Here is a 12,409-nt window from a genome sequence, read left to right as displayed (position 1 = left end):
CCCCTTTCATTCAATCACATGAAGTACACATTTGCCTTGCTGCTAGGCATAAGCAGCCTGCTTGCATCTTGCCAGAAGACCTGCCCGGCTCCGAGTGAGTGCATCGACCCGGAGCTGGCCCGGCGGACCACTTTCACAACCCGTGAGCTCAATCCCGTTTGCGGCTGCAACGGCGTAACCTACGGCAACCCCAGCGNGCCTAACGGCTTGTTAGGGCCAAAAGCAGACGCCGGCACCCCTGAGTCGGGGGGGTACCCTATTTGTTTAACAACACTCATATGACTCTTGCTGATCTTGAATACTTCACCGGCAAAGGCGGACGCAACTTTTAGCAATTAAGAAAACCGCTGGAGTCTGAAAGATGCAAGAACGGGCCGTCCGGTAAACCGCAGGGGCGGCACGATTGTAATCGTGCCGCCCCTGCGGTTTACCGGACGGCCCGTTCTTGCATCTTTCAGACTCCAGCGGTTTTCTTAATTGCTAAAAGTTGCGTCCGCCTTTGCCGGTGAAGTATTCAAGATCAGCAAGAGTCATATGAGTGTTGTTAAACAAATAGGGTACCCCCCCGACTCAGGGGTGCCGGCGTCTGCTTTTGGCCCTAACAAGCCGTTAGGCAGTCAAACGTTAGCTGGGGCCGACTAGGGTCCACGGGTGTTTCCCCGCTACTTCGACTGACTGGGGGAGTAACTGCAAAGCTCCCTTTTTAGGGCGCATACGCCCCGTTAGCGCCAGAGCGCTAGTAGTAGGGGCATTTTCCTCCCTGCCCGGAGGTTTTGCCCTATTTGTTTAACAATACCCAGGGATGTAAACTAGGCGGCTCCGAGCGGCAGGCCAGTAAAGAAGAGGCGGTTCATAACGGCATGGTGTAGGTCAGCGGCGGCCTGGAAGCCGGGTCCGGCCCTTACAAGGCGCGCTTGAGCAAGCCACCGCCGAAGTACACCAGCCCGTTGTTGTTCAGGGTGTAGGGGTACATCTGGCGCAGCTCGCTGACGGCTGGGGCGGCGCATGCCACGGCGGTGATGTCGAAAGTAACCGCTGGGTGGTTTTGGGGCAGCGAACATAGACGCAAACTTGGGGTTGATGCCGCCGCACTGTGCTAAACTTTATAGGTTTTCCGGACGGCGCTGGATTGCGCCACGGCATCAACCCTAAGACTGTAGCCAAGTGGCGTAAGCACCCCAACACGCAGGACGCGGCGAAGGGTCCCAAAACCCGCCTCTACCGTACTGAGCTCAGGGTTTCCGCTTGTTGGTGACGCTGGCGCTTGAGGACGGGTACGAAGTCAGCCGCTACTCCCGCATCTTCTGGCCTAGGCCGATGCTCAGCCCCATTGATAATTCCAGCCCACCTGGGAGAAAAAGGATGCGGTTGGCCAGCTTCGTGCTGCTATTGGGCTCCTCGTATCCTTCGTATATCGTGTAGCGGAAGGGTTTGCTGGTCCGTATGCCGTACCCTATGGTGCCGAGCACCCCCACGCGACCGGGCTGCTTGCCCGGCTGCCAGCGCAGTCCCGAGCGCAGATGCACCACGGTGGTGGGTCGCACATCCAGGGTGCCGATAGGGCGAGAGGAAAGCCGGGTGTTGTTGTTGTCCACGCTGATGTCGCGCTGGCCGGGTGAGTACACTACGTTTAAGCCGAAGTAGGGAGAAATCCGGTGCTCCGGCACCACGAAGTAGCGCGTGCCCAGGCCAAATTTGTTGCCGCTAAAGCCCGTGCCGATGCCCGCGTTCAGGTCCAGCTTGCGGCTCACCAAGTGGCTCAATTCCAGGCCTAGGGCGTAAGGAGCGTTCCAACCGAGCGAGATGCCAATGGCCGTAGCCCGGTAACGAGTGGTAGAAGCGGGCGGAGGCGATTGAGCCGGGCAGGCGCCACTCATGCTCAGAAGCACTGCGGCCGTAGCCGAATAGCGCAGGAGCAAAAACGAAGAAATCATTAAGTATGAATTTAGGTCGGACCAAGCGCAAAACCGCTAGGCAAAGGTTGTTTGGCTAATTCGGTATAAACGGGCGGAGCCAGCGTTGGTTCCAGCTGCCCGCATCCTTGGACACCTTCTGTTCGGTTTTGGGTTCCACCAGGTGGAAAGCCACCCGACGATCAGGACTTTTGTCCAGTTCGTGCGGCTGCGACTTCCCATCGCGGTGTGCTACGAAATGCGCTTGAAGTATTTGGGCCGCGCATTGAGGCGGGGGAAGTTGCTCACCGTTGGGACTTACCAGGGACCAGGGACCAGGGACCTTGCGCTAGCAAGCGCCGATGCTTATAGGGCGTTAAAGTCTAGGTGACCTCCTCCCACAAAACTGGACCGCTGTAAAGTAGAGTCGTCAGGCACTTGTCGTACCTTAAAACCAAGAGAGACGTGCCATGAAAAAGACAAAGTTTACCGAGGCGCAAATCGTGTTTGCGCTGCGCCAGGCCGAGACGGGCGTGGCTGTTGCGGAGGTGTGCCGAAAGATGGGCATCAGTGAAGCCACGTACTACAACTGGAAGAAAAAGTACGGCGGGCTGGGCGTGCCCGAACTGCGCCGGTTGAAACAATTGGAAGAGGAAAACCTGCACCTCAAACAGCTCGTGGCCGACTTGAGCCTGGACAAGCAGATGCTGCAGGACGTGCTCAAAAAAAAGTTCTGAGGCCCGTGCAGCGTCGGCACGCGGCCCAACACTTGATCGACGCCTACCGGTTGTCTACGCGTCGCGCCTGTCAGCTCGTTTCGCTGCAACGCTCGAGTTGGTACTACCAGCCGCACGGGCGGGACGACACCGTATTGCGCCAACGGTTGCGGGAGCTGGCCCAGGTGCGGGTGCGCTACGGCTGCCAGCGCCTGTTCACGCTGCTGCGTCGGGAAGGCTGGCCCGACAACCACAAGCGGGTACCCCGACTCTACTGCTTGGAAGGGCTGCACTTGCGCAGCAAGCGGCCCAAGCGCAACCGCGCCGCCGCCCACCGGCTGGAGCGGGTCGAGCTCCAGCGGCCGCACCAGAGCTGGAGCATGGATTTCGTGGCCGACCAACTCTTCGACGGCCGGAAAATCCGGGCCTTAACGATAGTCGATAACTATAGCCGCCAGTGCCTGGCCATTCACGTGGGGCAGTCGCTGAAAGGCGAAGACGTGGTGGCCGTGATGAGCCACTTGCACCAAGCGCTGGGCGTGGTGCCCGAGCGCATCCAGGTCGACACCGGGAGCGAGTTCATCAGCAAGGCGCTCGACAAATGGGCCTACGAGCGGCAAGTCACACTGGACTTCTCGCGCCCGGGCAAACCGACGGACAACCCGTATATTGAGTCGTTCAACGGCAGCTTCCGAGATGAGTGCCTGAACGTACACTGGTTCCTGTCGCTGACCGATGCGCAGGAAAAGATCGAGCAGTGGCGGCAGGAGTACAACAGCTTCCGACCGCATAGCTCGCTCCAGAATTTAACGCCTGATCAGGTAATGGCAGCCGCCATTACGGTCGAGCTTCAGAACGCCTGAACCTCTAGTTTTGGGCGGTCCAGCAATTGGGAGGAGGTCACAGCGCAGCTAAATCAGTATCGATAACCCACAATTACCGATGGATAGACTATCCGGTCAATCAACTTAGTACCGATAATACTTACTTATCGGTACTAAGTTTTGAGTTAAAAACATAGACCCGACAAACCTAAATCGACTTCTATTCCTAGGTGAGACGAATTCTGCGCTCCGTGGTCAGCCCTCCAATGCCGCCCCAGTGGCGGGGATATCGGTGCACCAAACGGTGACAATCAGAGTCGGGAGTGAGGGTAGCATTGATCTTTACCAGCAGCAGTTGGGATTGAGAAGATGTCGATTAGTTTTTATTCAACCTTTTTAAATACAGCTAAGAAGCTGAGATGCTTTTCCAGAAAGTATAAAGGCTGCGGTAAAGCTTGTCGTCGGACCTGGTACCACTATTTTCGCGTGGCAATCTGTTGAGTTGCTTAGGTGTTTCCTCGCACAATCGTATGAATATTATACCCTACCAAGTTGCCTTATTAGGGGAAGTAGGCTCGGCTGATATGGCGGCGCTCCAAGCCGATTTACTTGCTAGGGTAGCCGAATTAGGTATCGACCCGTCTACCCATGTCAAGATACTCTACGCAGATACGCTGAACTCTTTTGTGGAGTCCGCCCCACTCGTAGCCGTTTTCTTCGGCACCCCTACCTTACCCGCCGACGCAATCGAGGCAGCGCAGAAGGTCGTGGACGCAGGGTTTATGATTATCCCGGTGGTAAACAATCTAACTAGCTACCAGTCGCTCGTTCCCGAGTGCCTGTATCCGGTCAACGGCCTCGAATTAAAAGCCGCTTCGGGAGGCATTGCGGCCATTACTAGCGTCGTGCTAGAAGTCCTGAATCTGCTGCGCCGGACGCGCAAGCTCTTTATCAGCTACAGGCGGCTGGATTCACGCGCTGCCGCCATCCAGCTCTACGAGCATCTCGACGGCAGTGGCTTCGACGTATTTCTGGATACAGTCAGCATCCGGCCAGGCGAACCATTCCAGGAAGTACTCTGGCATAAGCTGAGCGATACGGACGTGGTCGTGCTCCTAGATACTCCCGGCTATATGCAGAGCCGGTGGACGAGCGCGGAACTGGCCCGGGCTTCAGCAATGTCCATCGGGATCATCCAAGTGATATGGCCCGGCCACCAGCCTGACCCGGCTTCCGCCCTGTGCGAGCGGATTTACCTATCCAGCGCCGATGTATCGACCGATGCTAACGGCATGGAAACCCTGACCGATGCCACTGTTGCGAGCATAACCACGCTGGCGGAATCACTTCGGGCCAGGTCGCTGTCGGCCCGGTACCATAACCTCGTGAGCGAGTTAAAGCTGACGGCCGACGAGTTGAACTTCGAGGTAGTACTTCAGCCGCAGCAGTACGTGCTTATTAAGACTCCCCACAAAGAGGTAGCGGCCATCCCGACTGTGGGTGTGCCCGAAGCCTTGCGGTACCAGGAGGTCGGGGAAATTTTGGAGGCCGTGGGTAATTCGTCCAGCGAGGGGGCTATCCTACTCTATGATGACAATAATCTGCGGCAAAAGTGGCAGCAGCACCTGCAGTGGCTCGACGGCCATCTGCCAATAAAATCCGTGCGCATCGCCAAGGTCAAACAGTGGCTCTCCAGCTTATGAAAAAGGTATTTCTTTCGGCTAGCGTGCCGGACCCGCAGCGCAACCAGCAGTACTACCGCACGGCCGATGTCGTGGCCATTCGGGAGGCCGTTCGGGCCTTGGCCACGCTGGTGCTGCCAAGCGCCACGCTAGTGTGGGGCGGCCATCCGGCCATTACGCCGATGATACGGGTTATTGCGGAAGGGCTGAATATTTCGACTCAGCATAAGGTGGTCTTGTACCAATCCGCCTTCTTCGCTGGACGCTTCCCGGAAAGTAATGCCGTGTTTGAGACCGTGGTAGTAACCGAGGGTACACCCGACCGGGAAACCAGCCTGGCCGAGATGCGGCGGCGTATGCTGACCGAGCACACGTTTGAAGCGGGCATCTTCATCGGTGGTATGGAAGGGGTTGAAGAGGAATTCCGTCTCTTCCAAGAGCACCAGCCGGATGCCCCTACACTACCCGTGGCCACGACTGGTGGAGCGGCTAAGATCATCTTCGACCGCCAGCCCGATGCTTTTGACCCGATGCTCAGCCGCCGCTACTCCTACCTGTCTCTGTTTCGCAAGCAGTTAGCCTTTTTGTAGATCAGCAAGGCGGCCGCACAAGTAGTGGCTGTCAGGTCATGCGGTTGGTTTTAACGGAATAGTGCGCGGCACTTTTATCAAAATTGAAAGGGTCGGCTACCACTTTGTTGTAAGCCTCCGCATGGCCCTCTATCCAGGCTATCAGCCTACTGGCATCCTCCAGCGAGTAGACCCGGTGCCCGCGGCCATTTTTATAGCCTAGCTCCTGCAACAGGCCGTCTGGAATATCCACCGCCGCGCTGCCAAAGTAGTAAAACCGGGTCGAGAGCAGGACATAAGCTGACTGCGTGTCGCGGTCGCGGTTGTCAGTGTTAATCGAGCCGTCGACGTTGCTGTGGTGCGAGGGAGCCTGGTGCCACTGTTCGGTCTGGTCGCGGAAGTAGATGTTGTCGCCCAACATCATCTTCTTGCTGCCATTGCGCACAGGCTTTTTATCTTGGTAGGCTGGGTTTGTCCAGTACTGATTGAAGGTGACTTTAGCGGTGACCTGCATCGCGTACACGCACCGGCCAGTTGCGTTTAGCCGCCCCCCTCCGATCCCCACTACCCAGTCGCCAACTTGGGCGGTGTTGCGAATGGTGGGCTTACACGTGGCCAAGCTGCAAATGCCGTGGTAGGGGTTGGGCGCGAAGCCCAAGTCCCTATCTACTACATAGAGGTAGACCCGGCTCATATCAGCAGGTGTACGAGCTGGCTGGCGTGGGTGGAACGCGGGGCGTGCCATTGGGCTGCTGGAACTCGTTGGTTCCGTCAATTGCGGCCATGATGCTGTTCGTATTCCAGCCAACGATAGCCGAGCCGTACTTCTCCAGGCTGGGCGGAATGTCCGCCTCCGTACCGCCGCGGGCGTATACGCCCACGATGCGCTTACCCTGCTCGTTTGCCTTGTCGATTTCCCAGTTCACCCACGGCCGGGTGTGCGTGTCTTTACCGATGAGCACGACGACGGTGCTGGCCCAAGTAATCTTGATGCTGAGAATACGTTGGATAACTGCCTCACTTACGAGCTTCTTCTCCATGCGGCGCTGGTTTTCGGGCTTCATGCGCACGGAGCTGTTGCGCACGTCGTAGCCTTTGCCAGCCAGCAGCTGCGTGAGCTTGGTTACTTCCGCATCGTCCTGGTGGTGATGGCTTATGAAAAGATGTCGGCGATTGCTGGTTGAGGCCATTCTATACTAGTAGATTGAGTTAGTCCCCACTTAGGGGGGAAAAGATAAGTAAGCGGCTCTGTACTAGCGGTAAACCGCTGCTTGATTCGTTTCTGCCCACCAGCGCTGACCGTTTCCGGGTGAGTGACCCGCAGGTATTTATCCACCTCGCAAAATAAATTTTGACAGTCAATAAGTTGCAACGGTCGCCCGTATAGGCTAGGAGCGGTCAGCCCCAGCCGGGCACACTCCGCTTCCTGCTCTTCCGTCATCAGCCGGATGACCTCCTCGTAGCTGTAGTCGCCCAGCGAGGAAAAGCACTTGTGAATGCCATTGATAGCACCGGGGCCGGCTACTACGAAATCCATCTCGGAGAAGTCCGTGAGCGAGCTGTAGTTCAAGTCTATGGCGTACTGAAAAGCCAGAAACTTGCCGAGCGAGGGATAGGCAATGAGCAAGTCGTACACTTCTTTCAGGGTCTGACACGCCTGCACACGCTCTTCCAGTCTGTCGGCCAGCATTTGCGCCAGCAGCGCCAAGTGGTTCGTATGTTTGAGCTTGTGACCGTACACCCGCCCTGCCGAGGGCATAATGTAGGCTCCCGAGTAGATGGTGTGCCCGGCCGCCATACGGTAGGTCAGCAGCTCGTCGTAGCGGGCTAGGTCAAATTCCTCAGCGCGGAGCGGCCCCAGCGCCCGCTCCAGGTAGCGGTAAGTTTCAATCTTATTGAATAGCTTGAAAAGCAGCGTATTGAACAAGACGTTGCGGGAATCCTGCTGCTCCGCTTGTATCCCGATAAGGTATTGGGTTACCCGGTCTAGGGCGCGGAAGACGTTGGTAAACCGGTAGCTATTCAGCACCGGGTCACTCGTCCAAGGACCGGTAGGTTTTTCGAGACGCTTCAAGAAAACATCTTGCCGCTTAGCCGCGAAGTACCAATAATGCTCGTACAGTTTGGACTTTTGCGGCTTCTTTCGACCAATTAGCATACTTATTTATTTTCCTAGGCAGCGCAGTTGTCGGTCTTTCGGGGAGACCAAGACGCGGATACCCCTTATTTTCGACCACCTGGTAAAACATCCGGTGGATACAATAATAGCTTGATCCCATTGAGACGAGCCAAACCGGGCAACTTTTAAATCAACGACTAACCGCTGGATAGTTTTGAACAAATCAGTGTCGACCCAATTAGTGTAACGCAGCATCTAGTTAACATTCGCATAGTTGTAAACAACTTAGAATAATGTCTTTTCGCAAAAGCTATTAAACTGAACAAATACGCAGTTCATGAGCCGCTTCAATCCAATCGGCTAGGTTGTAGTAACCATCATCCTTTATCCAGCAATAGGTCTCGAACAAGTCGGAAAACCGGATGATGCGCTCACTATCCCTAACACGGCCAAACCACGCTCGCCAAGATTCCTCGAACAGCACCGTGTTGCGTTCCCGGTTCGCTACCGTTGGGCATAGAGCAAATTCCTGCCAGCGGCCATCGACCAGTTCCAGAAAGGTCAGCTGCCGGTAGTCGTCGGGCACGTAGATGGCCAGCCGCTCCAGCGGGTTGAGACCCTTGCGGGTAATTAGGCCCGTTGTGCGCTCCCGGATGCGATTGAGGTGAATGCCCAAAATGGCATTGCCCTTCATGAAGCTTTTGACTAATTCGTACTTCACCCAGCGACGGCTGTGAGTAGCGCTGCCAATGAGCACGGCCGTGACCGAAGAGCCTACCAAGCTGGTATCGATAAGTTCTTTGAGGTTCGCCGTGCCCTTGAGGCGAGCCTTTTCCCATAGCGAGGCATCGATAATGCGCGAAGCATCATTTTTAAGTTTAAAGAAATTGCTGTTGCGCACCACGTTTACGCGGAACGACTTCACGTCCTCGTAGTGGAAGCTAAAGAAAACCCGCCGAGCCATTCGATGCTGCTTACTAAAACCACAGGAGAAGGATGCGCCGGTTTAGCGGCCAGCCCGCAGGGCAGCCTGCTCCACCCAGGAGCCAAAGTTCTGGTAGCCATGGTTGGCAATCCAGTCATACACGGGTACAGAGTACGAAGTGCGCAGGGAGTTGCCGGAATAAGGCCCATACAAATCAAACGGGTTGCTGCCCGGGTAGTCGGGGCTATTGTGTAGCGACGAGATGCCGTGGATGCGAATGCCCAGCAGCCCCTTGCTCAACTCGATGCTGCGCTCAATCTCGTAGCGCACCCAGGGCCGGGAAGCCGTTTCGGCCCCAATAAGTACCACCGTGACTCCGGTTTGCTGCATACCGTTGTCAATCAGGCGGCGAATGGCCGCATCCCCCTCCGTCTTGGCTTTTTCCCACAGGCCACGGTCGAAGTAGCCGGCGTGGCGGTTGGAGGGGTAGCAAACCCACGAGTTGCGCACGACCTGCACCCGGAAGATGTCGCGCTGGTAGTGAAAGCTGAAGTAGATGTTGCGGGCCATGCGGTTAGCGTGCGCTGTTTAACAGGGTGAGGATTTGCTTGATAGTGGTAATGTGGCTCATCAGGGGCTGGCTTTCATCGCCGAGTTGCTCCCAGAGCGGGCGCAGCTCAGCCGGCGCAGCGCCGAAATATGCGTCGTAGTCAGCTGTTATCGCTGCCCACAATTCGCGCGCCATGTAACCGGTCGCGCCAACCGGAAGTAGCACCAAGCCCTGCTGCCGGGCAATGTCGAACTCCTTGCGCACCCCACCAGCCGCCACCACCTGGCCCGCTTCCAGCTTGTTGCCGAAGATGAATAGGGCTACGCCGGCGTAGCTCGTCATCCGCATCCGGTAGTCGTGCCACAGTTCCGGCAGCTTCTGCTGGCCAGTCTCGAACTGCGGAAAGGGCCGCATGATAAGCTGGCTCTCGCTGAATTTCCCAGGCTGCTTGTGAATTACTTCCAACGCCCCGTTGATAACGGCGCTGCCTACCCCCCAGCCAAAGCCGTTGACTATCGTGTAATTGGCCTTAATCAGCTCGCCGCTCAGCTTGTGGATGAAGCCCGTGGCCTCTTCGCGGCTGTAGGAGCCGTATTCCTCGGCGCTGCCCGATAGCAGGATGGTGCGCCGCTTGTACTGTCGCTCCACCTCGGCTAGGATGGATGTGATGTCAGCATAGTCGTCAATCATCACGGCCTGAATGTTGAAGCGATTTAAGTCGTTGAGCATCAGCTGCTGCCGGCGGGTGTTGTAGTCGAAGTCTGCCTGCTTCTCAGAGCCTTTATCGCCGAGCTTGATGCGGCGAATGAAGCAGAAGTGATTTTTGAAGTTTTTTTCAAAATTCATCCGCACCCGACTTAAGATATAGTCCAGGTTGGGATCAGTGAAGCTGAAGCCGATGAAGAGAAACGTCTTCGTGATGAGGTCGCTGCTTAGCGCCGTCACGTAGGGCTGGAAGCGGCGGTGGTAGTTCTCGTAATCGTCCTTGGTGATGATGGCCTCGTTGGGGTGGTTCACGTCGCCGTGCATCTTGTAGATGGTCACGTCGCGCTTGGGCAGGCTGTTGGCCAACTGCGGCACGGTGTACTTCACGTCAGGTCGCTTGCCGGATTTCTTGAAGGCATCCTCCAGCAGCGTGTCGTAGTTTGTGGTCCAGATAGTGGCCACCGGCAGCCGAGCCAGGATGCGGTGGTTTTCTGTTTCCTCCGCTTCGGCCGTAAACTCCTCCAGGATCTTATGATTCAGCTTGCTGCGGCCCCGCGCGTTGCTGTGAAACTGGGCCAGCGAGATCAGGTCTGTTTCCCGGTCGATGTGCAAGCCCAAATCATCGGCAATGTCGGCCAACAACCCTGACCAGTTGACGTAGCCTGCCCCGGCCGACAACCCGGCCCCCGCGAAGATGGCCGCGTCGCCCTCAAAGAGGTGCGCGACGAATTCCTTGATAAATCGTTCCTGTTCGCGCGTCATGGGGTTAGCGTTGGATTGGTTGGGAACTTTTAAGCCATTCTTCGTAGACGATGTACTTGGTGACGCTCTCCCGCACCCACAGCCCCCGCCGACCCGTCGTGTCGTCGCCGACGGTAATGTAATGGTACAGGCCCAGGTATTCGGTGCCCTGAAAAGAATCCGAAGCCGTGCTGCCCGCCCGGATTGGCAGTACGGCGGCCATTTGCTTGATGCCGTCAAAGTAGCCCAGCTCCCACGGCATCCATTTGGAGCCGCCGGAGTGCTCCGAAAAAGCGTAGAACAACGACCGACAGGTATGCATCCGGCCCCTGAGGACGGCGGCTGTGTCCTTGGTCACGTTGGTGCGGTCCAGCTGAGGGTCCTCAATCCAATCCACGTACACGCTGTAGCCCATGTCTTCTAGCAACAGCTTAAGGCCAGCTACCTTCTGCGCGTCGTTCGTACTGTGAGACAAGAAGATGTCATAACTCTTCAAGCGTCCCTGAGGGGTATTCTGGAAATTTCGGGTTTTGCTAAGAAGAACTTGAGCCTTTCGGCTCATATCATAGCCGGCTAGGCCAGTAATCTGCTGGCGACTTACCCGGTTAATTAATTGTTGTTCAGTAAAAAGAGCCATAAAGTGCAAAAGGTACTGACGCGAAACAAAGAGTGACTGAGAAGATGCTTATCGGTTGAATAAGCTAGTAACTATTCAGCTTTTAGCTGCAAAATAAGCTAAAAAAATTGGCGCGATTAACAGCAACTAAATAAATTAGCTTTTTCTTAGATTACTCACTTAGGGTCATTGTTAAAAATTTAGTTAATGGTGGCTCAATTAGGCTGACGAGAGGCATTACATTATCGTAGAAGTATTTGGTCCACGCCTCCAGAAGATTTCTGAAGCGGGATAAAGAGAGGATTTTGCCTACTAAACGGTCGAGGCGGGCGCGCAAGACGGGATTGAAACGCTCAGTGTGGTTGGTTGTGTCAAGGCGCGTAGCCGAAAGGTGCTGGCACAAGGGATGAAGCCAGTGCAGGCTTCCCACAAATTGGTATAGCACCAGGCGTGTCAGTAGTCTTGCGCCAGAGCCAACATGCGGTGCGCCGGCCGCGGTTAACCAGCGTGTAAGCGACCACTTGGCGCGTAAGCCGGCACAGAGCCAATCAGAGCCATATCTTTCGCTGCTTGCTGACAACCAACGTGCAGTGCTCGTCCAACTCCAGCCCTTCGACGGGCCACGGCGGGGCCAGTATATGGCGTAGTAGCGACAGCTGTTAAGCTTTTTTAACCAACTCGTCACGGTTTGCTGCTGTTGCGCCAACGATGCGCGTGAGGCTCCGCAGCGAAGTGCATTCCTGTTAGGCGCGCAGAATCTCGGCTTTGCGCGCCTCGTCGTAGGCGTTCGTGCCGAGTGACTACTCCGCCCGCAAGCGCGACAGGGGGAGAGTTATTTGATGTTGCGCACCGAGCCATTCTTGCGCAGCGCGGAAGCACCGCAATATGAATATGCTTCTATGTTGGCTATGCGAGCTTCAGTTCACTTGAGTCACTACCTAATGTTGCATCTATGCTCGACTGCCAGTTCACCAGTCAGCTATTCAGTTTCAGTAGTTGCGCTGATGATTTGGTGTTGTGATTTCAACCGGGATAATAGAAAACGGGCGGCTGCTATTGAAGCAGCCGCC

11 protein-coding genes and 1 pseudogene are annotated in these 12,409 nt (G+C 56.0%); 4 read left to right on the top strand and 8 right to left on the bottom strand.

The annotated features are described in order from the left end of the window. Positions 1 to 1,132: 1,132 nt before the first annotated feature. A pseudogene (locus tag ACE191_RS21205) lies at positions 1,133 to 1,232 on the top strand (IS481 family transposase); the annotation flags it as partial. Positions 1,233 to 1,289: 57 nt separating this feature from the next. Here the strand turns inward: ACE191_RS21205 and ACE191_RS21200 are convergent. Then, positions 1,290 to 1,751 (bottom strand): hypothetical protein, encoded by a 462-nt coding sequence (locus ACE191_RS21200; protein WP_400194259.1) that lies wholly within the window; start codon positions 1,749 to 1,751, stop codon positions 1,290 to 1,292. Positions 1,752 to 2,362: 611 nt separating this feature from the next. Here ACE191_RS21200 and ACE191_RS21195 point away from each other — a divergent pair. From ACE191_RS21195 to ACE191_RS21185, 3 genes are all read left to right on the top strand, one after another. Beyond that, positions 2,363 to 3,471 (top strand): IS3 family transposase gene (locus ACE191_RS21195; protein ID WP_400194258.1). Its coding sequence is split into 2 segments (ribosomal slippage): positions 2,363 to 2,618 and positions 2,618 to 3,471, totalling 1,110 coding nucleotides; the frame shifts between segments, so codons are not numbered across the junction. Positions 3,472 to 3,962: 491 nt separating this feature from the next. Then, complete coding sequence (locus ACE191_RS21190; protein WP_400194257.1) at positions 3,963 to 5,135, top strand: toll/interleukin-1 receptor domain-containing protein; 1,173 nt, start codon at positions 3,963 to 3,965, stop codon at positions 5,133 to 5,135. Further along, the gene (locus ACE191_RS21185; protein ID WP_400194256.1) at positions 5,132 to 5,704 is read left to right on the top strand and encodes a hypothetical protein; all 573 of its coding nucleotides are present in this window, start codon (positions 5,132 to 5,134) and stop codon (positions 5,702 to 5,704) included. Before ACE191_RS21190 ends, ACE191_RS21185 begins: the two co-directional genes overlap by 4 nt. A gap of 31 nt (positions 5,705 to 5,735) precedes the next feature. On the opposite strand, the gene ACE191_RS21180 is transcribed toward ACE191_RS21185, so the two are convergent. The 7 genes from ACE191_RS21180 to ACE191_RS21150 form a co-directional block, all read right to left on the bottom strand. Next, positions 5,736 to 6,377, bottom strand: coding sequence for a hypothetical protein (locus tag ACE191_RS21180; protein ID WP_400194255.1), 642 nt, complete (start codon positions 6,375 to 6,377; stop codon positions 5,736 to 5,738). A 1-nt stretch (position 6,378) separates the two neighbouring features. After that, positions 6,379 to 6,873 (bottom strand): TIR domain-containing protein, encoded by a 495-nt coding sequence (locus ACE191_RS21175; RefSeq protein WP_400194254.1) that lies wholly within the window; start codon positions 6,871 to 6,873, stop codon positions 6,379 to 6,381. Next, entirely contained in the window at positions 6,837 to 7,841 is a 1,005-nt protein-coding gene (locus ACE191_RS21170; RefSeq protein ID WP_400194253.1) for a nucleotide kinase domain-containing protein, read from the bottom strand. The genes ACE191_RS21175 and ACE191_RS21170 overlap by 37 nt, the downstream gene beginning before the upstream one ends. Positions 7,842 to 8,115: 274 nt before the next feature. Beyond that, positions 8,116 to 8,766: a TIR domain-containing protein gene (locus tag ACE191_RS21165; RefSeq protein WP_400194252.1), complete on the bottom strand. Its 651-nt coding sequence runs from the start codon at positions 8,764 to 8,766 to the stop codon at positions 8,116 to 8,118. A gap of 42 nt (positions 8,767 to 8,808) precedes the next feature. After that, positions 8,809 to 9,297: a TIR domain-containing protein gene (locus ACE191_RS21160; protein WP_400194251.1), complete on the bottom strand. Its 489-nt coding sequence runs from the start codon at positions 9,295 to 9,297 to the stop codon at positions 8,809 to 8,811. Between the two features lie 4 nt (positions 9,298 to 9,301). Then, positions 9,302 to 10,744 carry an SIR2 family protein gene (locus ACE191_RS21155; protein WP_400194250.1) on the bottom strand — a complete coding sequence of 481 codons (1,443 nt, stop codon included), beginning with the start codon at positions 10,742 to 10,744 and terminating at the stop codon, positions 9,302 to 9,304. Positions 10,745 to 10,748: 4 nt separating this feature from the next. After that, positions 10,749 to 11,360, bottom strand: coding sequence for a toll-Interleukin receptor (locus ACE191_RS21150; RefSeq protein ID WP_400194249.1), 612 nt, complete (start codon positions 11,358 to 11,360; stop codon positions 10,749 to 10,751). Positions 11,361 to 12,409: the final 1,049 nt, after the last annotated feature.

This window comes from Hymenobacter sp. B81 (genome assembly GCF_044628455.1).
Classification (GTDB): domain Bacteria; phylum Bacteroidota; class Bacteroidia; order Cytophagales; family Hymenobacteraceae; genus Solirubrum.
This window is presented reverse-complemented; position numbering and strand designations above follow the sequence as displayed.

Bases quoted from the DNA above. Each gene is read 5' to 3' on its own strand.
- ACE191_RS21180 (WP_400194255.1), bottom strand. From the start codon at position 6,377: ATGAGCCGGGTCTACCTCTATGTAGTAGATAGGGACTTGGGCTTCGCG.
- ACE191_RS21160 (WP_400194251.1), bottom strand. From the start codon at position 9,297: ATGGCCCGCAACATCTACTTCAGCTTTCACTACCAGCGCGACATCTTC.
- ACE191_RS21165 (WP_400194252.1), bottom strand. From the start codon at position 8,766: ATGGCTCGGCGGGTTTTCTTTAGCTTCCACTACGAGGACGTGAAGTCG.
- ACE191_RS21170 (WP_400194253.1), bottom strand. From the start codon at position 7,841: ATGCTAATTGGTCGAAAGAAGCCGCAAAAGTCCAAACTGTACGAGCAT.
- ACE191_RS21155 (WP_400194250.1), bottom strand. From the start codon at position 10,744: ATGACGCGCGAACAGGAACGATTTATCAAGGAATTCGTCGCGCACCTC.
- ACE191_RS21190 (WP_400194257.1), top strand. From the start codon at position 3,963: ATGAATATTATACCCTACCAAGTTGCCTTATTAGGGGAAGTAGGCTCG.
- ACE191_RS21150 (WP_400194249.1), bottom strand. From the start codon at position 11,360: ATGGCTCTTTTTACTGAACAACAATTAATTAACCGGGTAAGTCGCCAG.
- ACE191_RS21185 (WP_400194256.1), top strand. From the start codon at position 5,132: ATGAAAAAGGTATTTCTTTCGGCTAGCGTGCCGGACCCGCAGCGCAAC.
- ACE191_RS21175 (WP_400194254.1), bottom strand. From the start codon at position 6,873: ATGGCCTCAACCAGCAATCGCCGACATCTTTTCATAAGCCATCACCAC.